Consider the following 26156-nt stretch of genomic DNA (forward strand, 5'->3'; position numbering starts at 1 on the left):
CTAAGAGATGGCAGCTTCTCCTCATGTCGTGGTGATCGGCGCCGGCACGCTCGGCATGTGCACGGCGCTCAATCTCGTCGAACAGGGCGCTCGTGTCACGGTGCTCGAAGCCCAATCGATTGCCTCTGGGTCGAGCGGCAGGTCGGTCGGCGTCGTCGGATCGCAATTCACCGATCCGTTCGAGATCATGCTTCGCGTTCATTCGTTCCGCCGGTTCCGTCAATGGGAGGCTGAGGGGCTTGGCTTCAACCACATCGGCTATCTTCGGCTGGCGCGCACACGTGAACAGATGGAGCTGTTTGCGAAATCGGTCGAGATGCAAGCCGAGGCGGGCTTGAGATCGCGCCTGATCCGCGCCGACGAACTCAGGGACCTCGTTCCTCACATCAATCCCGACGGGCTCGAAGGCGGCCTGTTCGGGCCCGATAACGGCTTCCTAGATCCGCACGAAATGTGCAATTTCCTGGCGGGCATTGTCCGGACGAAGGGCGGCGAGATCCGCCAGTACCGCAAGCTGCTCGGCATGCGGCGGCGTCCGGGTGGCTATACATTGGAAACCAATGGTAACCCAATAGATTGCGATGTAGTGGTCAACGCCGGCGGCGCCTGGGCGCCACGGGTTGCCGAACGCTTCGGCCAGCGCCTGCACATCTGGCCCGAGCGCCATGAGGCCGTCGTCATCCATCTGGACGAGCCGCTCGGCTACACGATGCCGATGGTGATGGATCTCGTGAACGGCGAGGGGAGTGGCCTGAACTTCCGCCACGAAAAGCCGGGCGAGTTGATCGCCGAGATCCACAAGGTGAACTCGATCGCGCCGGAAGACCCCGACAATTACAACGACCAGTGCGAGGAACAGTCGAAGGTCGATCTGGCCGAGCTGCTTTTGGAGCGTGTGCCCGACCTGCCGGGTGCGCGGCTCGGGCGCGGCTGGGCGGGACTTTACCCGGTGACGGCCGACCATCGGCCCTTCGTCGGGCCGATCGATGCCTTGGAGCCCACGCTGATCACCGCGGCCGGTGCCGGCGGCTACGGCATCCAGCTCGCGCCGGTGATCGGCCAGATCGCGGCCGACTGGGTTCTTCACGGCGCGCCGGTTTCGGTGCCCGGTTCGCAGAGCCTGGCGCCATCGGCAGAGCGCAACGTCCTCGGTCACTGAGGATGCGTCAAGCCGGCCCGGACGGTTAAGATTTGCGCGCCTCCGTTAACCATCGATTAACTATCCGGTCGCCTTTAATACGGTTCTGGAGGATACTGATTTTGGCCGCGGGCGATGAGCGCGCGACCATTCAGAAAAGAAGCGGCGGATACCGTCGCCATTTGCCGGGGAGGCGCCCAGCATCTTGAGATGAGGAGCGCCGGAATGAACATCGAGGAAGCGGTCACCGCGGCGACGGCAGGATCGGGCGCGCTTCTCTCCTGTCTTGGCCAGCCGGTAGTTGCCTATCACGTCACGGCCATCATGCGCGAAACCGATAGAAGCCATGCGCGGCAGATGCAGCTTGCCTTGCTGCGCCGAAGCATCGAGGCTCTTGTCGACGACGGCCTCGAAGACGTCGAAGCCGAACGCTTCGCATCGCAGTTGCACGGTCGCGTCGGTTCGGCCTGGGATCTTCTGCATATGGCCGGCGAGAAGTCGCATTGATCTTTGGACGACGGCCCTCCATCGCCGGTCATATGTAACGCTTTCGAGTTGAGGTAGACTGCCGCTCACGTCCGGGCTGGCATTCATCGAACGGAGGCATGCGATGCAGGCGATACCGATAGCGCATCCGGCGGAGCAATCTGCCGCGATCTCGATCACCTCCGGGGGCGGCTATCCCACCGCCGTGCTATGCTGGCTGCTGTCGGCGGGCGTCTATATCGCGGCCAAATGGGTGGCGCCGGAAATGCCGCCCTGGGGCCTGTGCTTCTGGCGGCTCTTGCTGGCCTGCGCCGTCCTGTTGCCGATCGTGCACCGCCATCACGGCGCGATGGTTGCGCTCCTCAAATCGCGGCCGCTGGAGATCGTCGCCGTCGGCGCCATCGGCCTGACGCTTTGCCAGGGCATGATCTACAATGGCCTGAACGACACCGATGCGACCACCGCCGGCATCATCATGGCGATGTCGCCGATCATGACCATGGTGCTCGCGCGCCTCGTGCTTGGCGAACCGCTCGGCCTCTGGAAGTCGCTCGGCGCGGTAGCAGCACTAGCCGGTATGCTGGTAATCGTCGCGCATGGCAACTTCGCGGCGCTGGTGCAACTGCGCTTCAACATTGGCGAATTATGGATCGTCGGCAGCGCCTTCTGCTGGGCGCTCTACACAGTGCTGCTGCGTCGCTCCAAATTCGGCCTCGAGCTCCTGCCGCTGGTGGTCCTCCTGCTCGGGGCCGGCGCGGTGGCGGCGCTGCCGTTCCATCTGTGGGAAATCGTCAACGACGAGCGATCGGCCTTGAACGGCAACGGCCTGCTTGCGCTTGCCTATCTGGCCGGCCCCGGCGGCGCTTTGATGTATTATCTCTACAACAAAAGCGTTGAGATGCTGGGCGCGAGCCGGGCAAGCATGCTGCTCTATCTCCAGACTCTTTTCGTCGCCATCCTCGCCTATCTGCTGCTCGGCGAAAGCCTGCACAACTACGATCTGCTCGGCGCGGCCTTCATCGTGGCCGGGGTCGTGCTGTCCACGGTCATCAAGCCGAGGACGGCTCCGGCCAAGGCGTGAGGAGCGGCGAAGGGCGTCATTTTCAGGTCCTCGTGCCTTGGGCGCTCTGTGTCACGCTTTCCTAAATTAGCCGATTTTGCTATTGGCTGCCCCTTCGCAGCGTCGGCCAAGGCCGAAGGTGGATCATGGCGATCGACAAGCGCGTGGACGCATGAGCGACAGTCCGCATATCGGAGTCCTGAAGCTGCGCGTGATTGGCGATTTTCAGGTAACGCGCGACGGCCAGCCGCTCGACCTGCCGCCGTCGCGCAAGACGCGGGCGCTGCTCGCCTACCTCGCCGTAACCGCAGGGCCGCACCAGCGCGAGCGGCTGTGCGAGATATTCTGGGACATCCCTGACGATCCGCGCGGCGCCTTGCGCTGGAGCCTGTCCAAGATTCGCCAGGTGCTGGGCGGCGACGAATCCGTCCTGAGCGCCGGTCGCAACGCCGTCGCGCTCAACCTCGAGACGGATTATGCACGGCTGGCGCCGCTGGTGAAGTCCGACCTTTCAGCCCACTCGACCGAGGAACTCGAAGCCGCCCTGGCCTCGATCCGCGGCGGCTTTCTCGCCGATCTCTCGCTCGAGCGCTGCTTCGACTATGAAGCCTGGCGGCAGGCCATTGCGAGCGAAGTCGAGATCGTCGAGCTCGGCATTTTGCGCGAGCTGGTCGAGCGCTTGGAGAATGAGCCGCGACGCGCGCTGCCGTTCGCTCAGCGCCTGCGCCGCCTTGTGCCCCACGACGTCAGCCTCGCCGCCGAGATCGAGATGCTGGAGGAGAAGGTCCGGTCGGCGGCCGCGCAAGCCAGTGGCCGCGCGCCGCAGCCTGCTTCCCCCGCGCCCCCGCAGGGACCGTCGAAACCCGCTGCGTCGCCGCAGGATCCCGGCCGCGCCGTGCAGTTCTGCCGTGCTCTCGACGGCACAAGGCTCGCCTATGCCAGCACCGGCAATGGCCCGGCCATCCTGCGCGCCGCGCATTGGATGTCGCATCTTACCTTTGACTGGGATAGCCCGATCTGGCGGCATTGGATGCGGGAACTGTCGCGTTACAACCGGCTGGTGCGCTATGACGAGCGCTGCAACGGCCTGTCGCAGAGGCATGTCGTCGACATCTCGTTCGACACCATGGTGTCGGACCTCGAACGCGTGGTCGAGGCGACAGGGCTCGACCGCTTCACCTTGCTTGGCCTGTCGCAGAGTTGCGCTGTTTCGATCGCCTATGCCATCCGCCACCCCGACAAAGTGTCGGGCATGATCCTTTATGGCGGCTACGTCAAAGGCTGGCGGGCGCGCGGCGACGCCGGCGAGATCGCGACGCGCGAGGCTGTGGCGACGCTGATGCGTGAGAGCTGGGGCAAGTCGAACCCGATGTTCCGCCAGGCCTTCTGCTCCATGTTCATCCCCGGCGCCACGCACGAACATTTCGCCTGGATGGACGATCTGATGCTGCGCACCGTCTCACCTGACGATGCCTGGCGCCTCCAGAACGCCTTTTCGGTGATCGACGTCAGCGACTTGCTGGAAAAGGTGCGCGTGCCGACGCTGGTGCTGCATGCGCGGGACGACAATGTGGCGCCGGTGGAGTCGGGCCGCACCATGGCCGCCGGCATTCCCGGCGCGCGCTTCATCGAGCTCGAAAGCCAGAACCACATTTTGCTCGAAGGTGAATCCGCCTTCGAGGAGTTCATCGACCACGTCCGCGCCTTCATCGCCGAGACAGCGGGCGCGTGACGAGGGATCGAAGAGAGCTCAGCCCCGGGCCAAAGGCACGGTGAACACCGTGGCGGTGCCGGTGAGGCAAAGCTCGCCGGCTTCGTTGCGCACCGAAGTCTCCAGCTTGGTGATCGGCTTGTCGGCACGCACGTCCGTGACTTCAACGCGGCCGGTGATCAGCTCGCCGACGCCGACTGCCTTGACGAATTTCCACGAGACTTCGAGGAACACCGAGCCGGGGCCGGGAAGGTCCTCCGCCACCACCGCGTTCAGGATGCCGGAGGTGACGCCGCCCTGCACGATGAGCTTGCCGAAAACCGAAGCCTCGGCCAACGCCTTGTCGTAATGCAGCGGATTGCGGTCGCCGGTCATCTCGGCGAAGGCGTCGATATCCTGAGGCTGCGTGCGCCGCGAACGCTCAGCGAAGGCGCCCACTCTTGGACGCCCGTTGATGACGCCGACCCAGCCGTCCTTCATTAGATGCAAAGTCATAGTCTTGCTCCGGTTCGGTTGCGATTGAGGTTCGACGGGGCCGCGGCCGGCGGCTCGTCCTGGTTGGCGGGCGCCCGGTGGGCTGTCGGCTGCGATGCAGAGGAAGGGGCGCGGCGAGCCGGCAAGGGCTGTCCGGCCAGCGCCTGCACCTCCGCCTTCAGCACCGCGCTGAAGCGGCGATGCCGCTCGCCGATGTCGTCGAGCGTCCAGTCGAAGCCGGCGACGGCGTCCGTGGTGTCGAGGATCTGGTTGGCAATGATGTCGCGCTGCTGCTGCCAGACCGCGAATGCCGCGTCCGAGCCGTCGAGGATGGCCCGCGCCAGGCTCTCGGCGTCGCGCAAGGCGTCGGAAATGCCGTGCGAGGTGATCGGGTCGCGGAAGAAGCCGGCGTCGCCCACCAGCGCCCAGCCGGGGCCGTGCGCCTGGCGGATATAGCCCGGCACGCCGCGGAACGCCTGCAGGCGGGCATCCTTCGGCGCCTGGGTCGCCTGTGCGGCCAGCGCCGGTGAAAGCGCCTCCAGCACATCCATGCGGGCCCGCGCGTGGCCGAGGCGGAAGCGCTGGTCGAACAGGCTTGTCGGCACAGAGGCGACGATGCAGGCGAGACCATCATTGGTCGGGATGAAGGAGCCGGCGATTCCGTCGCGGAAATACCAGTGATAGCCGGCGCCCGGCTCGACCGGCGCATAGCCATAGACATGGGCGGCCGACACCGCGCCGCGCCGCAAGGTCTGGGCGTCGACGCATTTTGCCACCAGCGAGCCGATACCGTCGGCGCCGACCACGATATCGGCGCTGACCCGAAGGGACGCACGGCCGGCGGCGCGGATCTCGATGCCGCGCGCGCGGCCGCGCGTGTCGGCGAAGAGATCGCCGACCGCCACCTCGTGCAGGACCTCCGCGCCGGCCTTGCGCGCCGCATCGACCAGGATGCGGTCGAGCACGGTGCGCCGCGGCGCGATCAGGCCGGGAAGGTCCGAACCGGCGGCGAGCGGGATGGTGATCTCCCCGTCGCCATAGTGGAAGGTCGTCGTCTCGATGAGCGGCGTCCCGGCCTTGAACAGCGGATCGAGCAGGCCCCAGCGCCACAATTGCAGAACCGCGGGCCGCATCAGCGCATGCGTCGACAGCGTGTCGGATCCATAGGGCTTGCGGTCGATCGCCAGCACCTTGAGGCCCGCGCGGGCGAGCAGCATCGCCGTCGCTGCGCCTGCGCAGCGCGCTCCGACGATGATGGCGTCGTAATGGCCACGCTTGGGGGTTGCCATGAGGGAGATGAGGTTGCTTGGCATGTTCAAATGTCCTCAAGCCGCCTTGCGGCCGTTGCAGTCGAGATAACGGGAGATTTCGACGGCGATCGCCTCGGCATCCGAGCCGACGCCGCCGATGAAGTTGGAATCGCGCTTGCGCAGGAAGCGGAAGCCGAGCGCGTAGAGGCCGGGCATGCTGGTGACGCCGCCCTGATGGGCGAGTTCGCCATCGGCGCCGAGCGCCAGCGGCTCCAGCCAGCCGAACGAGCACGCATAGCCGGTTGCCCAGACGATGCTGCGGATCGATCCGTCGGTCAGCGAAAGCCGCTCTGCCCACGTCGCCGGCATCGCCACCGGCTCGGGCCGGTATGGCGTCGCCGTCCCCACCAAGCGGTCGATCTGGTCGAGCAGGCGTGTCTGCTTGGCTTCCGCCGCCGCGATGTGCTGGCCGAGATCGCCGGCGAAGGCGATCTCGCGGTCGCCGATGCCGCACACCCGCCCGGTCAGCTCCACGCCGAGCGCCTGCAGCGTGGCGAGATCGACATCGGCTCTGTCCGGCCGTCCGGCGAGCTGCAGCGAGGGCTGGCGCCTGGCGCTTTCGGGATCGGCAAGGTCCTCCCGGCGCTGCGCCATCAGGCCGATTGCGCAGAGCCAGAAGAAGATATCCTGGCCGCGCCATGTTCTGGGCAGGCGCGTATGCTTGCCGACCGAAAGCACCACGCGCCGCCCGGCGCGGGCGAGCTCGTCGGCGATCTGCACGCCGGAGCACGAGGCGCCGACGACCAGCACGCCGCCGCCCGGCAGCTCGCCTGGCGAGCGATATTGCGAGGCGTGGATCCTGAGCGGTCCGCGAAGGGTCTCAGCCGAAAAAGGAATGACCGGCCGGTCGCAATGTCCCGTCGCGACGACGAGGGCGCGCGCCGACCAGTCGCCGGCGGTGGTGCGCAAGGCAAAGCCGTCGCTGGTGCGCTTGGCGGCGACGACCTCGACATTGGTCTCGACGGGCGCATGCCATTGCCAGGCGTAGCGCTCCAGGCTTTTCACGAAAGTCCCTTTGCTCATAAAGCCGTCGGGATCGCCGCCCTTATAGGGCGAGCCGGGCAGGGCGTTCAGCCAGTTCGGCGTGAGCAGCCTCAGTGAACGCCAGCTCTGCGAGCGCCACCGCTCGCCGATGCGGCCGCGCTCCAGCACGGCATGGTCTATGCCGGCCTGGCCGAGGCAATGGCTGAGCGCAAGGCCTGCCTGGCCCGCGCCGATGATGACGACGTCCGCGCGTCTCATGTTTCATTTCCGTCGACAGGAGGGGAGGCAGCCCGGACCGGCTCCGGGCCGCCTGCCGGCTTCAGCTACTGGATAGTCTTGATGCCGACGGTGACCGGCACGCCCTTGGTCAGCACGTCGAACACGGCCGAACGGGCGCGCGATTGCTCGACCAGCTGCTGCAGCTTCTCAGCCGGCGCATCGCCTTCGATCTCGAATGACACCTGGATGTTCTGAAAGCCGTTGCGGACCTCGTCGGAAATGCCGAGGATGCCGCGCAGGTCGATGTCGCCCTCGACCGAGCACTTCACCTTGGTGAGCTTGATGCCGCGCGCGGCGGCGATGTTGGCGACGCCCGCCATCAGGCAGCCCGCCAGCCCGTGCAGCAGCCACTCGACCGGTGTCGGCGCATTGTCGGCGCCGCAGAGAATCGCCGGATGGTCGGCGTCGGCATAATGCGGCTTCTCATGCTTCTGCTCCTGGCCGGCGCCGAAGAAGCCGTTCATGACGGTCTTGCTGTGCGTGCCTTCGATCCACTCGTTGTGGGCGCGGAACTGGAACTTGGCCAGCTCCGGCTGCCCGGCGACGAAATTGATCGTCGCCAGAAGATTCGGCGTGTCGACGCCATTGAGCGGAAGCCGTGCAGGTTTGGTGTTGGGTTGCATCTTCGTCTCCAAAGGTTGGTTTGCGGCTTGGTTGCCGTGACGCCCTTTGTTTGCCGATGGAGCGTTTGAACGAGAGTGGTTGCGGCCGTGGAATTTTTCCTAGGCCCACCGTGGAAATTGGCGTGGAGAATCGTTTGAAACGACATGGCCCATCGCCTGAACCGAATGCGCCGGAACGCAAGACCCCGGGCGTTGGGAAGCGCCCGGGGCTTGTCGACGGCGTGGTCATGCTCGCCATAGGCGGGTCATCTGATGTTGCCGATATCCATCCGTTCGGTATCGGACGCCGCGTAGCGCATCGAGGTGTAATGGTCGATTTCCGAACGGGCGATGCCCATGTCCTTGAGCAGATAGTCGGGCATGGCCTGCATGGCGGCGCGGTCGCTGCGCATCCTCATCGCGCGATAGAAAAGCCTAAGCGCGCGGCTGGCAAAATCGATCGGGCCGAGGCCCGATCGGCCGGTTTCATAAGCGGTATGTTCCAAACTCGTCATCGTCGTCTCCATCTTTTGCGGCGCGACCGTTCGCGTCGTCGATGGGAGGACTTGTGGCTTACGACCGGGGGAGCCAGCGTTGGAGCGGGCGTCGAAATTGCCGTGGAATCGAGGTTTCGCGACTGACGCCCTGCCGGTCGCGCGTCGATTAGAACCGGACCGGAATCGAGGGTGGTCGCCGGTGCTTGCGAGCCGTAGCGACCTCAGGAAATCCGCCGTCCGTCCTCGTCCAGCAAAACGCAATCGTTCGGGTCGAAGCCGAGCTCGACCGCCTCGCCTTCACTGAGCACGCGGCCGCCGATCGCGACGTTGGCGCGAATGTTCGCCTTGTCGCCTATGTCGACCTCGTAGATGGCGCTGCCGCCGAGATAGGAGGCCGACACGACCCGGCCGGGTAACCGGTTGGCGCTCGTTCCACCCACCGACAGTTTTTGCGGCCGCACCACGACCGTAACGGCGCTTCCCTGCGCCAGCGCCTTGGGTGAAAGCACATTGACTGTCTGGCCGCTGGCCAGCGTGACAATTATCGGCCCGTCGGACCGGCTTACCGTGCCTGAAAGCATGTTGGCCTTGCCGAGGAAGTCGGCAACGAAGGCGGTGGCGGGCCGCTCATAGACCTCCTCCGGCGTGCCGATCTGCTCGACCGAACCGGCATTCATCACCACGATGCGGTCCGACATGGAGAGCGCTTCTTCCTGGTCGTGCGTGACGAAGATGGCGGTGATGCCGGTCGCTTTCTGGATCTTCTTGATCTCGACGCGCATCTCCTCGCGCATGTTCGCGTCGAGCGCCGACAGCGGCTCGTCGAGCAGCAGCACCTGCGGCTCGAAGACGATGGCCCGCGCCAGCGCGATGCGCTGCTGCTGGCCACCCGATAGTTGCGAGGGCAGTTTCTTCTCGCTGCCCGGCAGCCGCACCATGTCGAGCGCTTGGCCGACCTTGCGCGCGATCTCGGGCTTGGGCACGTTGCGGTACTTCAGGCCGAAAGCGACATTGTCGAACACGGTCTTGTGCGGAAAGAGTGCATAGCTCTGGAAGACAAGACCGATGTTGCGCTTGTAGATCGGCACGTCGTCGACGCGGCGCCCGTCGATCATGATCTGGCCGCCCGAAATATCGACCAGCCCGGCGATGGAGCGCAGGATCGTCGTCTTGCCGCAGCCGGACGGCCCGAGCAGTGTGACGAAGCTGCCCTTGCGGATCGACAAAGAGAAATCGCGCACCGCGACGAACTTGCCATAGGCGATGTCGATGTTGCGGAACTCGACCGCCGGGCTGTTTGCCCCGGCGGCCGCGCTCGCGCTGACTGCCCCGGCCGAGGTCGGCCGGGGATTGGATAGCGTGTCCTGGCTGTCAGGCACCTTTGGAGATCCTGTTCCACTGCTTGGTCCAGGCGTCCTCGTTGGTCGCCCAGTAGACCGGATCGGCGAAGGTAAGCGCCTTCATGGTGCCCGTCGGATCAAAGGCCGGCAGCTTCTCGATCTTCGCGGTGAGCTTGACCTTGGTCGGGTCGAGCGACGGCGGGTAGCTCTGCCCTTCCGCCACCGCGATCGAGGTCGCCGGGTCGAGCATGAAGTTGATCAGCTCCTCGCACTCGGCCATTGGCGAGCCTTTCAGGATTAGCATGTCCTCCATCCAGGCATAGGAGCCGGCTGGGTCGAGATAACCGATCGGATGACCCTGGTCCTGGAGGGCGGCGACGCGGCCCGACCAGGCGTCGGTCACCACGATTTCGCCCTTGGAAAGCAGATCCATCAGCTCCGCGCCGGAGCTCCAGAATTTTTTGGCGAGGTCGCGCGTCTCGCGCACCTTGGCCCAGATTGTCTCCATGTCCTTGATGTTGTTCGGGTCTTGTCCGGTGGCCAGAGCCGCGTACCAGACACGCGTGGTCATGTCGGCATAGCCGCCGACCTTGCCGGCATATTTCTTGTCGAGCAGCAGGCTGGCGCCCTTCTCCTTCGCCTCTTCGGGCGATATCACCTTGGTGTTGTAGGCAATGCCGGTGGTGCCGTAGTCGTAGGGCACGGCCGAGAGCTTCGGCGTCAGCTTGCGGAACGGTTCGATCATCGGCTGCAGCACATTCGCCATGTTGGGAATGTTGGCCTCGTTGATCTCCGAGTTCATGCCGGCGTTCACGTATTTGATGTAATAGTTCACGCCGGACGAATGCACGATCTGGAAGTCGCCGGGCTTCGCCGTCTTGATCTTGGTGATGATCTCGTTCTCGTCGCCGAACGTGCCCTGGACCACCTTGATCTTGGTCTTGGCCGTGTAGGGCTGGAAGGCATATTTGTCGATCGCGTCCTGCACCGTGCCGCCCCAGCCGTCGAAGCGGACCTGCTCGACAGCCGCGAGCGCCTTGCGCATCCACGGCATGTCGAGACCGGCGGCGGCCGCCGCGGCGGCGGTCAGCGTCAGGAAAGTGCGGCGGCTCAGATCGCCATTGGCATATCGGTCGTGCAGCCGTTCCAGTCGTTTCGTTGTCGTCAGTTTCATCGTGCTTCCTCCTTTGGTTCGCCGCGTCTTTTCAACTTGGTCAGACTCTGCAGGATCAGGCCGCCGAGCAACGGAATGCCGACGGTCACCAGGATCATCACGGTGCCGAGCGCATTGATCTCCGGGCTGATCGAGATTTTCAGCATGGAGAGGATCTGGGTTGGCATGGTCTCCACGCCAGCCGGCCGCCAGAACAGGCTGGCCGAGGTGTTGTCGAACGAGATGGTGAAGGCGAGCAGCGCGCCGCCGACTACCGCAGGGATGAGCAGGGGCAGTGTGATCTCGCGGAAGGACGAAAAGCGCGAGGCGCCAAGCGAGAGCGCCGCCTCCTCGTAGACGCGTCTTATGCCGACCATCCGCGCCTGCGCGATCAGCACCACATAGGGCACGGCCAAAAGGATATGGCCGAGCACCAGAAGCAGCATGGTGCGCGGCTGGTCGATTGCCTTGATCAACACCAGCAGGCCGACGCCGAGAATGGTTTCGGGCACCAGCGCCGGCAGGATCACCAGCGTGCTCAGCGCCTGCTTGCCGCGAAACTCGAAGCGCACCAGCGCGAACGCCGTGACGACGCCTATCGCGGTGGTGACGGCAGCGGTCACCAGCGCAATCCAGAGCGAGGTGCGGAAGGCCGTCAGCACCGCGTCATTGTTCATCAGCTTGGCGTACCATTGCAGCGAAAAGCCGGTCATCGGGAAGCCGCCGAACATAGAGGCATTGAACGACAGGATGACGGTCGCCACGATCGGCGCGAACATGAAGATGTAGACGCAGAGCGTGACGAAGCCGGTCAGTCGCCAGGCCCATCTGCCCTCTTTGTTCGGTCGTGCAGCCTTCATCCGCCCAGCCCTTTGACAATCTGCGACATGCCCATGTAGCGGGTGTAGATCGCGGCAAAGAAGCCGAGCACGAGGAATAGCACGATCGACAGGGTGGCGCCCATCGGCCAGTTCAATTCGCCCATGATGGTGTCGTAGATCAGGTTGCCGAACAGCGCGTCGCGTCCGGAACCGAGCAATTGCGGCGTCACATAGCTGCCGGCCGCCAGCACGAAGCAGAGCAGCAGCCCGGCCGCGAGGCCCGGCAGCGACAGCGGCAGGGTCACCTCGCGGAACGCCTGCGCGCTGGTGCAGCCCATCGAGCGGGCCGCCGAGATCAGCGTGCGGTCGATGCCCTCCAGGCTCACATAGACGTTGAGGATCATGTAGGGCAGAAGGAAGTGCAGCAGCCCAAGGATCACCGCGCCCTCGTTGTAGAGCATCGGCAGCGGCTCGCTGATGATGCCCATCTTGAGCAGCGTGACATTGATGACGCCCTGTTCGCCCAAGATGTTGATCCACGAAAAGGTGCGGATCGTGAAGCTGATCCAGAACGGCACGATGAGCAGGAGCAAGAGCAGCCATTTGTGCCTGAAGCTCGTCGCCCAGATAAAATAGGCCGGGAAATAGCCGAGCACCCCGCACAGCAGCGCGGTGATCGCGCCGACCCTCAACGTTTTGAGCAGGAAGCCGGAATAATAGCTGTCGATGAAGAATTCGTGCCAGTTGGCGGTGGTCAGCGCGCTGGTTTCGACGCCGGCGGTGACGAAGGTGAACAACGTATAGACCGCCATCACCGCGATCGGCAGCATCAGGAAAAAGATCAGCAGCAGAAGCACCGGTGCAACCAGCATCCAGGCCAGGCGTGGATCGTACAAGGTCCAGCGATTGTTCATGCGCACCTGTGCGCTTTCTTCGAAGCGCTTATTGTTCCCGCGGGCAGATTGGGTGATTGGCGCCGCGATGTCTACAGGCGGCGATTGAGCCAGGGATACGTTCGCGATCCTGCCAGGATCGACGACGCCGGCGCTCCGCCTAGCGCTCCCGCCTCGCGGTCACTTTCCACGAGCTGGAGCCCATCATGACGCCGCCGGGCGTCCGGTAGGGCTTGAGTTCGGCCTTGAGCGCTTCGGTTATTCGCGCGTGCTGCCGGATGGCTTCGTCCTCCGCCTCCCGGAAGACCTCGCCAGCCGGTCCGAGCGCGAGCTGGAATTCGACGGCCTCGTCGAGGTCGCGGCCGACAAGCACGTCGGCATCGATGCGCTCGAAGGAAATCCGGCCGTAGCCGGCGCCTTCGAGGAGGCGTGTGACGACATCGGGATCGGCCATCGAGAAGGGCCCGGGACCGCAGGTGCGGGCATTTTCGCTCGGCCGCGGCAGGAAGCGCAGGACGACGTCCTTCGGGATCGACAGCCACGGATTTTCGGCCAGCTCGCGCCAGACGATCATCGTCATCGTGCCGCCGAGCCGCAGGCCGGCGCGCATGTTGTAAAGGGCGGCAACCGGGTCCTCGAAGAACTGGGTGCCGAAGCGCGAGAAGCAGAAATCGTGGATCGGTTCGAACGGATAGATTTCGACATCGGCTTCGAGAAAGACGGCGTTGCGGATGCCGGCGCGCGCCGCATCGCGGCGAGCATGATCGAGAAAGGCCTCGCAGCAGTCGAGCCCGACAACCAAACCCGAGGGGCCGACGATCCTGGCGAGCTCGAGCGTCGTGTCACCGAAGCCGCAGCCGGCATCGATCACCCTGTCGCCGAGGCCTACCTCCAGCGTCGGGAACACCTGTGCGCTGTGCTGCGCCAGGCCGTCGACGACGATGTGCTTCCAGCGGATGAATTTCGGAACCAGCACGTCGTTCCAGAAGTCCGTGTAGCGCGTTGCGACGAAATGCGGTGGCTGTTGGATCGGTGCCGGGCTGCTCACGGGTGTTTCTCCTTGTTGTCGCGGGGTGCGAGCCGGCATCGGCGCCGGCCCGAACCGGAATGGTCGTTGGCGCGAGCCGGCCCTGGGGCCGGCGCGCGGGATGGATCAGTTCTCGGCGGGTTTCGGTTCGGCGACGAAAGCGAGCGTCAGGTATGCGATGTGGCCGTCCCGGACCACGAAGGTGTCGGCGCCGAAGGGATAGCGGCCGGATGGCGTGTCGCCTTGCCAGAGGAAATAGGCGACGGAGCCGTTCGCCGTGAACTGGCCAGGCGTGAATGTCGCGCCCGGTTCTGAGAAACTCTTCACGAAAGCCGTCAGCAGCCCGCGCAGGTTTTCTGTCCCGCTGATCGGCGCCTGGGCGGGCAGTATCACGACGGCGTCGTCGGTAAACGTTTTCAGCATCGCCTCGACGTCGCGCGCGTACCAAGCCTTCAGATACTGCCTGACCGGCGCTTCGCTGGGGGCTCCTTCATCCGCCATCGCGACTGCTGGAACGCCGGCCGTTGCGGCCAGCACGGTGGCGGCAAGCACTTGCTTCAATCTAGTCATCGGTCTTCTCCTTGGTTTGCGGATCGTCTGGTAAACTGGTCGGACCTCAGGGTCGCGCTTCGAGGATCATGTTGAAAGGCGTCTCGGTGGCACGGCGGAAACGGCTGAAGCCGCCGGCCTTCGCCACCTCGCGCAGCCTTGCCTCGCCGGCCTGGGCGCCGAGCGCGAGGCCGACCTCCTGGTCGAGCGATGTCGGGGTGCAGACCATGGTCGAGCCCGCATAGTAGATGCGGCCGACCGGGTTGAGGTTATCTTCCAGGCGATCGCCGGCGAATGGCTCGATGATCATCAGCGTGCCGTCGGGCGCGATCGTCTTGCGCACATGCTTCAGGGCGCCCACCGGATCGCCCATGTCGTGCAGGCAATCGAAGAAGCAGACGAGATCATAGCCTGTGCCGGCGAAGGCCTTGGCGCTCTGAACTTCGAATGTCGCACGGTCAGTGACACCGGCGGTATCGGCAGCCTTGCGCGCTGCCTCGATCGAGCCGGGATGGGCATCGAAGCCGAAGAAGCGCGACTTGGGGAAGGCTTCCGCCATCAGCAATGTCGAGACGCCGTGCCCGCAACCGACATCGGCAACGATAGCTCCGCGTTCGAGCTTCTCAACGACACCGTCGAGCGCCGGCAGCCATTCCTGCACCAGATGATGCAGATAGCTGGTGCGGAAGAAGCGCGCGGTGCCGCAGAACAGGCAAGGGTGGCGCTTGTTCCATCCGACGCCGCGGCCCGTCCGGAAGGCCTCCTCGATCTTGTCGCCATCCATCACCGTGGCGGCGACGACATCGCCGAGCGCGGCCATGAAGACCGGGCTGTCGTCGTCGGCAAAGACGGTTGCCTGCTCCGGCGCCATCGAGAACCGGCCGGACGTGGCATCGTAGGTCACGTATCCGGACGCTGCCTGGGCCGCCAGCCATTCGCGGATATAGCGTTCGGCGGTACCCGTCCGGCCGGCGAGTTCCGACGGGGTCATCGGCCCGCCCGCGGCGAGCGCCTTGTAGAGACCGAGCTTGTCGCCCAATTGCACCAGCGACGCGTTCATCGCGGCGCCGATGTCGTCAAGCATCTTGCCGAGAAAGGCGTTGAGTTTGTCCTGGTCGAGCTGCATTGCATCCTCCGTAGTGACAGTGCCTCGGGAGGATGGTTTACCGGTGTGCCGTCAAAGAACGTCGCGGCGAGCGTCAAAGCTTCGTCAAAAAGAGAACTGCCATCTTTTGTCCGCCCATTGGCGGCTCTATCCTGCGCCGGTGGGGCGAAGCGCGATGGCGAAGATCCGGCTCAGCACCTTCGGCGGTCTTCAGGTCTTCTCAGCGGAAGGCCGACAGATCGCGGTTGCTTCGCGCAAAGCGCAAGCGTTGCTCGTCTATCTCGCCATGGCTGGAGGTCGCCCGCAGTCGCGCGACAAACTGGCCGCGTTGCTGTGGGAGGATCGTGGCGAGGTCCAGGCGCGGGCCAGCCTGCGCCAGGAACTTCTCGTGCTGCGCAAGGCCCTCGGATTGAAAGGGTCGGAATTGGCGGGAGTCTCCGGGGAGGGGATCGTTCTCGCCCCTGATTGCATCGACGTCGACGCGCTCCACTTCGAGCAACTGATGGCGGCCCGAACACCGCGAGCGGACGAGGAGGCGGCGGCGCTCTACCAGGGGCCGTTCATGGAAGCTTTCAATCCGAAGGCGCCGGCTTTCGAAAATTGGCTTAGGGCTACGCGGCAGCATCTGAATGAAATGGCCGTCAAGGCGCTGACGGCTTTATTGATAAACCAGATGGCGTCCGGCTCGTCCGCGAGAGCGCTCGAAATGGCGCTGCGCCTGCTGCCGCTCGACCCGCTACAGGAAAATGTTCATCGGGCGTTGATGCAGCTCTATGTCCGTCAGGGCCGGATCGGCGCGGCCCTTCGGCAGTTTCACGTCTGTCGCGAGATCCTGCAGCGCGAGCTCGGCGTGCGGCCCGAGCCGGAAACCGAGCAGCTCTATCAAGAGATTCAGCAAAGGCGGCGCGAGCAGTCCCGGCCCATCGCTGCCGGCCCCGCTGAAGCGGCAAGGTCTTCCCGTCAGGAGCCTCAGACCCCCAGCACGGAAGCTGCCACCGCGGCGGAGCCGCCGGGACCGGCATCGGAGCTGCGTCAGCTCGTAGTCATGTTTGTCGAGATGGGCGACTTGTCGTTTCTCGCCGACGAGGACGATCCCGAGCGGGAGCGGGCCCTCTCTGCTCGCTTCGCAGAGATCGTGCACAGGGTCGTCGCGGACCACGTGGGCATGGTCGACAGGCAGCTTGGCGGCACCACCATCGCCTTTTTCGGCTTGCCGGTTGCCCACGGCAACGACGCGGAACGCGCGTTGCGGGCTGGCTTTGAGATCGTGAGGACGGTTCGGGCGGCGGAAGACCGCATCCCTCCGGCCCGGATCGGGTTGGCGAGCGGCCGAATGCTGGTCACGAGGCTCGATCAGGACGGCGCGGGCACGCTCACGGTAACCGGCGGCGCCATTCATCTGGCCGGCGCACTCGCCGGAGCGGCGGATGCCGAGGACGTGCTGCTGTCGGACTCGGTGCACCAGTCGGTCGCGCACCTTGTCGACCGCGCCGAACTCCGCACCATCGTTGCCCGGGTCTCGGAAAAGCCGATTGAGGCTTGGCGGCCGGCTGGCCTCTCCTCCGAGGGTGTCGCCAGAACCGCCTTTGTCGGCCGGCAGGTCGAGCTGGCGCAGTTTGCCGGCGCTTTGAAAACGTGTCTCGAAACTGGACGCGGGCTCGTCGTGCATGTCCGCGGCGAAGCAGGAATCGGCAAGACCCGGCTGATCGAGGAATTTCAGAAGCTTGCCGTCGAGCAGGGATTCGAGTGCCACACCGGCCTCGTCCTCGACTTCGGCGCAGGCGCCAAACGCAATGCAATCCGCGCTCTCGTCGAAGGTCTCGCAGTCGAGCCGCGCATCGCCGTCGACAGCCGCCTCGTCGACGCCGATCTGGAAATCCACCTGTACCGGTTGCTGCAGCATTCCCTACCCGAGGACCGGCGGGCGCTCTATGACGCGATGGACAATGCGGTTCGCCTCAAGGAGCTGGAACAGACATTGCTGCAGTTGGTCGGTCGCGCAAGCGCTCGCCGGCCTCTCGTCCTGACCATTGAGGACGTGCAGTGGGCGGACGCTGAGACGCTGGCGCAGGTCGATGTGCTTGCCGCCTCGGCAACGACGGGCCCGGTACTCGTCGTCACCACTGCGCGCACGGAAGAGGAACCTTCCGGGCCGGCCCGGCAAATGCGAGCCGGCGAGGGGCCGAGGCTCACGCTCGATCTCGCGCCGCTCTACCGCCAGGAGGCCTTGGCCCTCGCGGGTAAATTCCTTGCGCCAACCGATGCTTTCGCCGTCAATTGCGTCGAGCGCGCTGGAGGCAATCCTCTCTTTCTCGAACAACTGCTTCGCAGCGGCGACCGGGGGCCGGACCGGTTGCCCGATACCATCCATAGTGTCGTGCTTGCCCGGCTGGACATGCTGCCGCCCGGCGACCGTCACACGCTGCGCATTGCCGCTGTACTCGGCCAGCTTTTTGCTCCCGATGCCCTCGGCCATCTGCTGGAAAATCCCGGGCAGGACTACAAGACCCTGATCCGGCGCGGATTTCTGAAGCCCGCCGGCAACGACCTTCTGTTCGCGCATGCGCTCATGCGCGATGGCGCATACCTGTCCTTGCCGCGGGCGGAACGCCGAGCGCTGCACCGCCGCGCGGCGCAGTGGTTTGCCGAGCGCGATCCGATCATGCGCGCCGAGCATCTCGAACGGGCCGAAGATCAGGCCGCGCCCCGGGCTTTCCTTGACGCTGCCGGCCGCGAGAATCGTGCTTATCGCTATGGGCGAGCATTGGAGCTGGTGGAGCGCGGTCTGCGGCTTGTCGGTGGTGACGAAACCCATTCCGCGCTCTTCTCATGTCGCGGCGAGATTCTGCTAAGTCTCGGTCGCACCGGTGAAGCCGGCGTCGCATACAGCGAGGCGCTGGCCCTGGCGGACGGTGAGCGCGGGCGCTGCCGGGCGCTCCTCGGTGTGGCAGCGGTCAAGCGCATAGCCGATGATGTCGACGGCGCCCTGGCGGACGTACGGGCCGTGGAGAGCATTGCCGAACGCTCCGGACTGGACGAGGAAGCCGCCCGAGCGCATTTTCTCCACGGCAATCTGCTGTTTCCGCGCGGGGATATCGACGGCTGCCTGGAACAACATCGGTCGAGCCTCGAACTCGCGCGCCGGGCAGGATCTACCGAGATCGAGGCAGCATCGTTGGGCGGCATCGGCGATGCGCAATATATGCGCGGCCGGATGCTCAGCGCGCATCGGCAGTATCGGTCGTGCGTGGAAATCAGTGAGCGCAACGGCTTCGGCCGCATCGCGGTCGCGAACCGCTCGATGGTTGTGGCGACCAGCCTCTATATCGGCGACATCAACGATCTGCTCAGAGAGGCGCTGGCGGCAATCGAGGCATCGAGGGAGATCGTCCACCAGCGCGCCGAACTGATCGCCCATATGAACGCCTATCTCGCCTGGTCTTCGTTGATGGAACTCGACAGGGCGCTGGCAAGCGCTGAAGCATCCCTCGATCTCGCCCGCAAGATCCAAGCCCCGCGCTTCGAGGCGGAGGCATTGGCCTTTCGCGGCGATGTGCACCGGCTGGCCGGGAGAAACGGCGAGGCCATCGCCGACCTGCAAGAGGCACTGCGCATGAGCCGCAGCACCGGGATGGCGTATCTCGGCCCATGGTATCTCGGCCTGCTGGCTGTGGCCGCCAACGACGCCGCAGCGCGGAAGGCCGCGCTCGAGGAAGGCGAAGCGATGCTGGCGTCGAACGCAGTGAGCCACAACCATCTCCAGTTTCGGCGCTACGCGATCGATGCCTGCCTGGCTGCCGGCGACTGGGCTGGCGCCGACCGCCACGCGGCGAGCCTCGACGCGTTCACGGCAGGTGAACCCTTGCCATGGGCAAGCTTCTTCAGCGCGCGGCCGCGTGCTCGCGGCCTGTGGCGCTGGCATGCTCTCTCCTTCCCTGGGGAAGGAGCTTCAGGGGCTGTGCAAAGAGGCACGGCGGCTCGGCTTTATCGAAGCAGGCCGGGCGATAGAAGCGGCCGTTGAAGCCGGCGCGGCGGCGTAGTCGCGCGGGGTGCCGCGCGGGGGAACACTCGCGCCTGTCGCAAGGCGGCCGCCCGTTCGAAGCGATGTGCGGAAGAGCCGGAGGCCCCTGAAGCCTGACAGCATGTCGATTGCCCGGTTCTTGTGGAGCGTGTTCCGTACTATGATCGAAGCAAGGCCTGCCGCGCCGCCGCATGCACTGACGAGAAGTTACGCCATTAATCCAATATGAATTGGCCCTCAGGGTCGAGCGATGGACGCGGGGCTAAGCTAGCATAGGTGCGTTCTCGAACCACGGGGCGAGACAACCGATGGCATCGTTTGGGTTATGGAAGCCCTATCGTTCCGTGAACGCCCGCGCGAAAGAATCCATCATCGGGCGTGCCAGATACTCGAAGAAAGTCCGGTCGCCGGTGCTGATGAAGGCGTCGACCGGGGTGCCGGGATAAAGCTGCTCGGCCTTCACGCCGGCGGGCAGGGCGTCGGTGATCTTCAGCTTGGCGCGGAAATAGGGTTCGTGAGTGGCTTCGTCGATCAGTCGGTCGGCGGACATCTCGCTGACGGTGGCCGGCACTTCCGGCGTGAGCCTGGTGTTGAGCGCGGAAAGCCTGAGCTTTGCCGGCTGGCCGACATGCACCTGGTCGATGTCCTTCGGCCGCAGCCTGGCGTCCACCACAAGGCCGGAGGCCGTGGGCAGGATCTCCATGATCTTTTCGCCGGGCGCGACCACGCTGCCTTGCGAGTTGTAGGTCGAGGACACGACGATGCCCGCCGCCGGCGCGGTGATCGTCGTACGCTCCAGCACCGCTTGCGCGGCGCGCATCCGCTCCTCGATGTCGGCGAGATTGGTCCTCACATCGTCGAGCTTGGTCAGCGCTTCCTCGACGCGCTGCGTGGTGGCGCGCTCGGTCTGCGCCTCCGCCTCGACGATCTGCGTGTTGGCGGAGGCGAGGTCCGCCTCGAGCGCGCCGGCCTGGCCGACGAGGTCGGCCTCCGAGCGCAAGAGCTGTGAATATTCGGTGCGGTTGGTGAGGCCCTTGTCGAGGAGGTCGGTCTTGATGCCGAGCTCCTTCTTCACCACTTCGGCCTGCTGTTCGATTGCCGCCTTCTGCGCGTTCAGCCCTTTGACCGACTCGCGATGCATGGCGACGCGCTGCGCCAGGATAGACTGCTCGGATCGGAAGCGTGCAAGCCTGGCATCGAACTCCTTCTGCTGTTCGCGGATCAGCTTCTGAAACTCCTGCTGGAACGGCGCCGGGGCGGGCTCGGCGATGGGCGCCAGCGTGGTGAGCCCGTCGCGCTCGGCCTCCAGCCGCGCCGCACTTGCCTTGAGCGCGATCCATTGCCTTGTCAGCCGGTTGAGATCGGCCTCCGGGGCGGTCCGGTCGAGCAGGATAAGGTCCTGGCCTTCGCGCACGCGGTCGCCTTCATGCACCAGCAATCGCTTGATGATGCCGCCCTCTCGATGCTGGATCAGGATGTTGCCGCCGGTCGCCGCGATCGTGCCTTGCGTGATCACCGCGCCGGCCAGAGGCGCTTTGGCCGCCCAATAGCCGAAGCCGCCGGCGAGCAGCGCGATCGCGGCGTAGCCGGCGAAGGCGGTGCGGCGGAAATCGGTGCGCGGGCTGCCGTCGAAGGTGAGGCTCTGCGCCATCGTTCAGGACCCGTAGCGGATGGTCGGCGCGGCGCGGATGGTCGGCGCGAACGATCCGGTCACCACCGTGCTCCGCTGCGCGGCCTTGCCCGGCTGCCGCAGCACCTCCGCGCTCGGCCCGAATGCATCGATCACGCCGCCGCGCAGGACCATCACACGGTCGCATGCCGCTGCGATCGCGGGGCGATGCGTGATTACGATCGTGGTCACCCCCGCTGCGCGCGCCGCCGCAAGCACCGCTTCCAGCGCTGTCTCTCCGGCGCCGTCGAGATGCGTGCTGGGTTCATCGAGCACCAGGATGCGCGGATTGCCGTAGAACGCGCGCGCCAGCCCGATCCGCTGCCGCTCGCCGCCCGACAGCGTGCCGGCGATCGCCGTCTGGTAGCCGTCGCGCAGCGAAAGGATCAGCTCATGCGCTTCGGCGCGCCTTGCCGCTTCGACGATTGCCGCGTCGTCGGCCTTCGCGTCGAAGCGCGCGATGTTGTCGGCGATCGAGCCGGGGAAAAGCTCCACTTCCTGCGCCAGATAGCCGATATGCCGTCCAAGCTGGTTTTCGTCCCAGGTCCTGAGTTCGGCGCCGTCGATCCTGACCGAACCGCCGCTCGGCTGCGTGGCGCCGACAAGCAGCCGCGCCAGCGTGGATTTTCCGGCGCCGCTCGGGCCGACGATCGCCACCGCTTCGCCGGCGGCTATCGTGAAGCTCAACCGCTTCAGGATCGGCTCGGCGCCGAAAGTGGCATTCGGCGCGATGAAGAAAACATCCTGCGCGGAGATCGCGCCGGTCGGGTCGGGCAGGATGAGCTTGCTTGCCTGAACCGGCTGCGCCGCCAGGGCTCCTCCGAGGCGCGTCCATGCGCGCCTGGCCTCGACGAGCTGCCGCCAGGAGCCGATCAACTGGTCGAGCGGCTGCAGTGCGCGCGACGACACCAGCGAGGACGCGAAGATCATGCCGGCCGTCATCTCGCTCTTGAGCACCAGCCAGGCGCCGGTTCCGAGGATAGCCAGCTGCAACATCATGCGCAGCGCCCTGGAAGCGCCGCTGAAGACGGCGTTGGCGCCGGCCGAGCGGTCATGCAGGACAAGCGCCTCGGCCACATGCCGCCCCCATGTGCGCGCGGCGTTTTCCACCATGCCCATGGCGCGCAGCGTGTCGGCGTTGCGGGCAAAGGCCTGCTCGGCCCGGCTGGCCAAGGCCGAACACTCCGCCGAGAGCGCGTCGTTCTTGCCGATGGCAAGCTGGTTGGCGAAGACCAGCACGACGAGCAGTGCCGCGCCGCCGAGCGTGACCCAGAACAGCAGCGGATGGATCAGGTAGAGCAAGGCGAGGAAGACCGGCGCGAAGGGCAGATCGAAGAGCACCGAGACACCGCGCGAGCGGATGAAGGCGCAGACCGAGGCGAGGTCGGTGAGCGGCGACGGCGCATTGCCGAAGCCGAGCGAAGCCGCGAACGTTTTGGCGCCTAGCCTGTCATTGACCGTCGCGGCGACGCGCTGTGTATAGATGGCGCGGACGGCGTCGAGGAAGCCAAGGAAACCAAGCGCCGCGACCGCGATGATCGACAGATAGACGAGCGTCTCGACGCTAGAGGAGGGCAGCACGCGATCATAGACCTGGAGCAGGTAGAGCGGCACCACCAGCAGCAGAAGGTTGATGAGCAGCGAGAACAGGCCGACATCGGTTACGGCGCGCAGAAACATCGGCCGCAGGCCGGCCTGCCTGATCGCACCCGGAGCGCTCTCCCGTGACATTGGCTCGGCCGCCTAGGCTGTGTGTTCGCCTGTGACGTTCAAATGGCTCTGCTGAAGCTCATCCAGCGTATAAGCATGGATATAGTCGATCTTCATCTGGGCCGGCGTGGCGAGGTGGTCCGGCGGGGCGCCGGCCTGTCCGCCGATCGCGAGATCGACCAGCATGTACATCGGCTTGTTCATGTCGGACGGCGTCGCCGCTTCGGCGACCTGCACGCCGTCATAGGTCCACACCAGCTTTTCCGGTGTCCACAGCAGGCCATAGGTATGGAAGCCGGCCGTGTCCATGACGTTCACCGTCGATCCGACCGTCGTGTGCTGTCCCGTTTCGTTGGTATGCGCGGTCACCAGCAGCGAATTCGGCTTCTGGCCATACTTTTCCACCACGTCGAGTTCTGGCGGCCACGAGCCGTCTTCCGGCAGCAGCCAGAAGGCCGGCCACGCGCCGGCGTTTTCCGGCAGGTCGGCCTTCATTTCGAAATACCCGTAGGTCTGCGAAAAGGAGTCGTGCGTGGTCAGGATGCCGGATGTGTATTCATAATTGTTGATCAAAGGCTTGATATCGGCCGGCGCCTGCGCCGCGGTGATCGTCAGCACGCCATTGTCGACGCTGAAGGGATGCACCGAACTGGTCGGGCCGTAATTGGCGTCGATATACCACTGCAATTCGCCATTGGGGGTGAGCGTGCTGCCGTTCGGCGCGCCCCACCAGAAATTGGTATCCCAGGTGCCGCCCTGGGCATTGTGAAGATTGAGCGTGTTGAATTCGTCGCTGAAGGACAGCGTCATGCCGGACTTGTCGATCGGCAGCTCGAATTGGTTGGGCTGCAGCTTGTCGATCGTCATGTTCTTGAATTCGAGGATTTCGCCCGATCCGAGGTTCAGCAGCACATTGGGTCCCGCCTGAATCAGGTTCTCGTGGATGGCGGCGAACGACGTGAACCCGTAGCCATCGAGGCGCACGGTATCGTTCGAGGCGAAATTGACGATCAAGTCACTCCCATTGCCCTTCGCGATGATGAAAGTGTCGGCACCGCCGCCGCCGTCGATCAGGACATCGTTGCCCGCGCCGCCGTCCAGGGTCTGGCCGCCCGCCGTGGCGGTGATGATGTTGTCCAGCGCATTGCCGAAGGCGTAATTGTGGGCGTTAGTGACGATGAGGTTTTCGACATTGTCCGGCAGCGTGTAGCTCATCCATGTGTTGATCGTGTCGACGCCCTCGCCAGGGTTCTCGACCACCTTGTTGCTCGCCGAATAGAGGTAATAGATGTCGTCGCCTGCGCCGCCATACATGGTGACGTTGACGCCGCTGGCGCCCCAGATGGAATCGTTGCCGGTGGTGCCGTTCAAGGTCGGCCCGGACGAGGACGCCGAAAACCAATGGTTGGAAGCGCCGCTATAGTAAAGAGGAACGCCTATCGCGTTGACGACGAAGCTCATCGGACAATCCTTCCGCGCTGCCCCGCCCGGATGGCTCATTGCAAGTTCAAGTGCCTGGTCCGAACCAACTTGCAACACGGGCTATCGTTCCCGAAAACAAACATTTAGTACAGCGAAAATTGCCGCTGTTTTTATCGATATTTTTGCGCAGATAGAGTAAGCGGAATCTAATACAATTATCGCGCGAGCCGGTCTTAATTTTACTTAATTTTGCAAGGTTTTCTGCCGAAAGATTGTGCAAACAGCCGTGAATGGATGCATTTGTCGCAGCAGGGCGGCCGATTGCCTCCGTTGTAGAGCGGCACGGCAGCGGCGGGACGAAAAATTTGACAGCCTCTGTCGGACCGGCCGAAGCCCGCCCGTCCTTGGGTCATCGATCAACAAAGGAAGGATATCGAGATATGCCCAGCACCATCCAACTGCACCGCGTCCTGGCGACCAAGCCGGAGAAGGTCTACCGCGCATTCGTCGAAGCCGATGCGCTGGCGAAGTGGCTGCCGCCGAACGGCTTCACCTGCACGGTGCACGAGTTCGAGGGCAAGGTCGGGGGCGCCTACAAGATGTCCTTCCGCAACTTCACCACCGGCGACAGCCATTCCTTCGGCGGCGAATTCGTCGAGCTCGTCCCGGGCGAGCGCCTGCGCTACACCGACCGTTTCGACGATCCCAACCTGCCGGGCCAGATCGAAGTGACCGTGATCCTGAAGAAAGTGTCGGTCGGCACCGAGATCAACATCACCCAGGCCGGCATCCCGGACGCCATCCCGGCCGAGGCCTGCTATCTCGGCTGGCAGGAATCGCTGCGCAACCTTGCCAAGCTCGTCGAGCCGGAGATCAACCAGTAAAATGATGGTAAGCAAAACTTCACCAAGCGCTGATAAAAGCCGCTCGATGGATCGCGACAAGAACAACGACCTCTTTGTCCTGATGGCGGCGCTCGCAGCGCTGGCGATCTACAACATTGCCTGCGGCATCAAGACAGGCGAAGTGCGGGGCAAGTTGCATTGGGTCGCGCTGGCGGACGACCCCACTCGCTTTTGGAATATCGTGGTCGGCAATTCGATTGTCTTGGTGGCTGCCATAGCCTTTTTGTGGGTTCTCAATTCCCGCAGAGCGGGATGACCCGAGGCGGCGTTCTCTTTGACCGCATGCTACCCTTTCACACCGCTCGCGTGATGCCGCCGTCGACGCGGATGTTCTGGCCCGTGATGTAGGCCGCCCCGTCCGAAGCGAGGAACGAGATCGTCGCGGCGATCTCCTCCGACGTACCGTAGCGCTTCATCGGCACGCTGTCGCGGCGCTCATTCGTCGCTGGCAGGCTGTCGATCCAGCCGGGCAGCACATTGTTCATGCGGATGTTGTCGGCCGCGTAGGTGTCGGCGAAGATCTTGGTGAAGGCGGCAAGCCCGGCGCGCGCCACCGCCGAGGTCGGGAACATCGCGCTCGGCTCGAACGCCCAGGCGGTCGAGATGTTGATGATGGCGCCCGATTTCTGTTTCTGCATCACCGGCGTCACCAGCCGGGTCGGGCGCACGGCGTTGAGGAAATAGGTGTCGATGCCCCTGTGCCAGTCCTCGTCGCTGATCTCGATGATCTGCGCGCGAGGTCCGTGGCCGGCGCTGTTGACCAGCACGTCGATGCGGCCCCAGCGTTCCAGCGCGCCGTCGGTGAGGCGCTTGAGGTCGTCGTTCGACTGGTTGGAACCGGTGACGCCGAAGCCGCCGAGCTCCTTGCCCAGCGCCTCGCCCTTGCCGGAGGAAGAGAGCACGCCGACCTTGAACCCATCCGCCGCCAGCCGTTTCGCCGCCGCCGCCCCCATGCCGCTGCCGCCCGCCGTCACCAGAGCTACTTTTTCGCCTGCCATGT

23 protein-coding genes are annotated in these 26156 nt (G+C 64.9%); 7 read left to right on the forward strand and 16 right to left on the reverse strand.

Annotation, left to right across the window (positions count from 1 at the left end; all coding sequences use genetic code 11):
* Positions 1-7: 7 nt before the first annotated feature.
* The 4 genes from P9273_RS18040 to P9273_RS18055 all read left to right on the forward strand — a co-directional run bounded on the left by P9273_RS18040 (position 8) and on the right by P9273_RS18055 (position 4416).
* Positions 8-1159 carry an NAD(P)/FAD-dependent oxidoreductase gene (locus P9273_RS18040; protein WP_278050120.1) on the forward strand — a complete coding sequence of 384 codons (1152 nt, stop codon included), beginning with the start codon at positions 8-10 and terminating at the stop codon, positions 1157-1159.
* A 204-nt stretch (positions 1160-1363) separates the two neighbouring features.
* Positions 1364-1645, forward strand: a complete 282-nt coding sequence (locus P9273_RS18045; RefSeq protein ID WP_278050121.1) for a hypothetical protein — start codon at positions 1364-1366, stop codon at positions 1643-1645.
* Between the two features lie 103 nt (positions 1646-1748).
* Positions 1749-2705, forward strand: coding sequence for a DMT family transporter (locus tag P9273_RS18050; RefSeq protein WP_278050122.1), 957 nt, complete (start codon positions 1749-1751; stop codon positions 2703-2705).
* A 151-nt stretch (positions 2706-2856) separates the two neighbouring features.
* Positions 2857-4416: an alpha/beta fold hydrolase gene (locus tag P9273_RS18055; RefSeq protein ID WP_278050123.1), complete on the forward strand. Its 1560-nt coding sequence runs from the start codon at positions 2857-2859 to the stop codon at positions 4414-4416.
* A gap of 18 nt (positions 4417-4434) precedes the next feature.
* Here the strand turns inward: P9273_RS18055 and P9273_RS18060 are convergent, their stop codons facing one another.
* The 12 genes from P9273_RS18060 to P9273_RS18115 all read right to left on the reverse strand — a co-directional run bounded on the left by P9273_RS18060 (position 4435) and on the right by P9273_RS18115 (position 15450).
* On the reverse strand, positions 4435-4890 hold the full coding sequence (locus tag P9273_RS18060) for a MaoC family dehydratase (protein WP_278050124.1): 456 nt from the start codon (positions 4888-4890) through the stop codon (positions 4435-4437).
* Entirely contained in the window at positions 4887-6182 is a 1296-nt protein-coding gene (locus P9273_RS18065) for an NAD(P)/FAD-dependent oxidoreductase (RefSeq protein ID WP_278050125.1), read from the reverse strand. The genes P9273_RS18060 and P9273_RS18065 overlap by 4 nt, the downstream gene beginning before the upstream one ends.
* A 12-nt stretch (positions 6183-6194) precedes the next feature.
* The gene (locus P9273_RS18070; protein WP_278050126.1) at positions 6195-7421 is read right to left on the reverse strand and encodes a flavin-containing monooxygenase; all 1227 of its coding nucleotides are present in this window, start codon (positions 7419-7421) and stop codon (positions 6195-6197) included.
* Between the two features lie 65 nt (positions 7422-7486).
* On the reverse strand, positions 7487-8065 hold the full coding sequence (locus tag P9273_RS18075) for an OsmC family protein (RefSeq protein WP_278050127.1): 579 nt from the start codon (positions 8063-8065) through the stop codon (positions 7487-7489).
* 245 nt (positions 8066-8310) lie between these two features.
* Positions 8311-8559 carry a DUF1127 domain-containing protein gene (locus P9273_RS18080; RefSeq protein ID WP_278050128.1) on the reverse strand — a complete coding sequence of 83 codons (249 nt, stop codon included), beginning with the start codon at positions 8557-8559 and terminating at the stop codon, positions 8311-8313.
* 203 nt (positions 8560-8762) lie between these two features.
* Positions 8763-9920 carry an ABC transporter ATP-binding protein gene (locus tag P9273_RS18085; protein ID WP_278050129.1) on the reverse strand — a complete coding sequence of 386 codons (1158 nt, stop codon included), beginning with the start codon at positions 9918-9920 and terminating at the stop codon, positions 8763-8765.
* A complete protein-coding gene (locus tag P9273_RS18090; protein WP_278050130.1) occupies positions 9913-11055 on the reverse strand; it encodes an extracellular solute-binding protein in 1143 nt (380 codons plus the stop codon). The genes P9273_RS18085 and P9273_RS18090 overlap by 8 nt, the downstream gene beginning before the upstream one ends.
* Positions 11052-11894, reverse strand: coding sequence for an ABC transporter permease (locus P9273_RS18095; RefSeq protein WP_278050131.1), 843 nt, complete (start codon positions 11892-11894; stop codon positions 11052-11054). Before P9273_RS18095 ends, P9273_RS18090 begins: the two co-directional genes overlap by 4 nt.
* Entirely contained in the window at positions 11891-12769 is an 879-nt protein-coding gene (locus P9273_RS18100; RefSeq protein ID WP_278050132.1) for an ABC transporter permease, read from the reverse strand. Before P9273_RS18100 ends, P9273_RS18095 begins: the two co-directional genes overlap by 4 nt.
* A gap of 139 nt (positions 12770-12908) precedes the next feature.
* Positions 12909-13796, reverse strand: coding sequence for a class I SAM-dependent methyltransferase (locus P9273_RS18105; protein WP_278050133.1), 888 nt, complete (start codon positions 13794-13796; stop codon positions 12909-12911).
* Between the two features lie 105 nt (positions 13797-13901).
* Complete coding sequence (locus P9273_RS18110; RefSeq protein WP_278050134.1) at positions 13902-14345, reverse strand: nuclear transport factor 2 family protein; 444 nt, start codon at positions 14343-14345, stop codon at positions 13902-13904.
* Between the two features lie 46 nt (positions 14346-14391).
* Positions 14392-15450: a class I SAM-dependent methyltransferase gene (locus P9273_RS18115; RefSeq protein WP_278050135.1), complete on the reverse strand. Its 1059-nt coding sequence runs from the start codon at positions 15448-15450 to the stop codon at positions 14392-14394.
* Positions 15451-15604: 154 nt separating this feature from the next.
* On the opposite strand from P9273_RS18115, the gene P9273_RS18120 reads away from it, so the two are divergent.
* Positions 15605-19450, forward strand: coding sequence for a BTAD domain-containing putative transcriptional regulator (locus P9273_RS18120; protein ID WP_278050136.1), 3846 nt, complete (start codon positions 15605-15607; stop codon positions 19448-19450).
* A 334-nt stretch (positions 19451-19784) separates the two neighbouring features.
* Here P9273_RS18120 and P9273_RS18125 read toward each other — a convergent pair whose 3' ends face one another.
* From P9273_RS18125 to P9273_RS18135, 3 genes are read right to left on the reverse strand one after another with little or no spacing between them, the layout of a single operon-like run.
* Positions 19785-21101, reverse strand: coding sequence for an HlyD family type I secretion periplasmic adaptor subunit (locus tag P9273_RS18125; RefSeq protein WP_278050137.1), 1317 nt, complete (start codon positions 21099-21101; stop codon positions 19785-19787).
* A 3-nt stretch (positions 21102-21104) separates the two neighbouring features.
* Entirely contained in the window at positions 21105-22850 is a 1746-nt protein-coding gene (locus tag P9273_RS18130) for a type I secretion system permease/ATPase (RefSeq protein WP_278050138.1), read from the reverse strand.
* Positions 22851-22862: 12 nt separating this feature from the next.
* Entirely contained in the window at positions 22863-24290 is a 1428-nt protein-coding gene (locus P9273_RS18135; RefSeq protein ID WP_278050139.1) for a family 16 glycosylhydrolase, read from the reverse strand.
* Positions 24291-24691: 401 nt separating this feature from the next.
* Between P9273_RS18135 and P9273_RS18140 the strand changes: the two genes are divergently transcribed.
* Positions 24692-25135 (forward strand): SRPBCC family protein, encoded by a 444-nt coding sequence (locus P9273_RS18140; protein ID WP_041001510.1) that lies wholly within the window; start codon positions 24692-24694, stop codon positions 25133-25135.
* A 1-nt stretch (position 25136) separates the two neighbouring features.
* Entirely contained in the window at positions 25137-25412 is a 276-nt protein-coding gene (locus P9273_RS18145) for a hypothetical protein (RefSeq protein ID WP_278050140.1), read from the forward strand.
* A gap of 37 nt (positions 25413-25449) precedes the next feature.
* On the opposite strand, the gene P9273_RS18150 is transcribed toward P9273_RS18145, so the two are convergent.
* The gene (locus tag P9273_RS18150) at positions 25450-26154 is read right to left on the reverse strand and encodes an SDR family oxidoreductase (protein WP_041002727.1); all 705 of its coding nucleotides are present in this window, start codon (positions 26152-26154) and stop codon (positions 25450-25452) included.
* Positions 26155-26156: the final 2 nt, after the last annotated feature.

It is taken from the genome of Mesorhizobium sp. WSM4935, from assembly GCF_029625735.1.
In the GTDB taxonomy this organism is placed as follows: Bacteria; Pseudomonadota; Alphaproteobacteria; order Rhizobiales; family Rhizobiaceae; genus Mesorhizobium.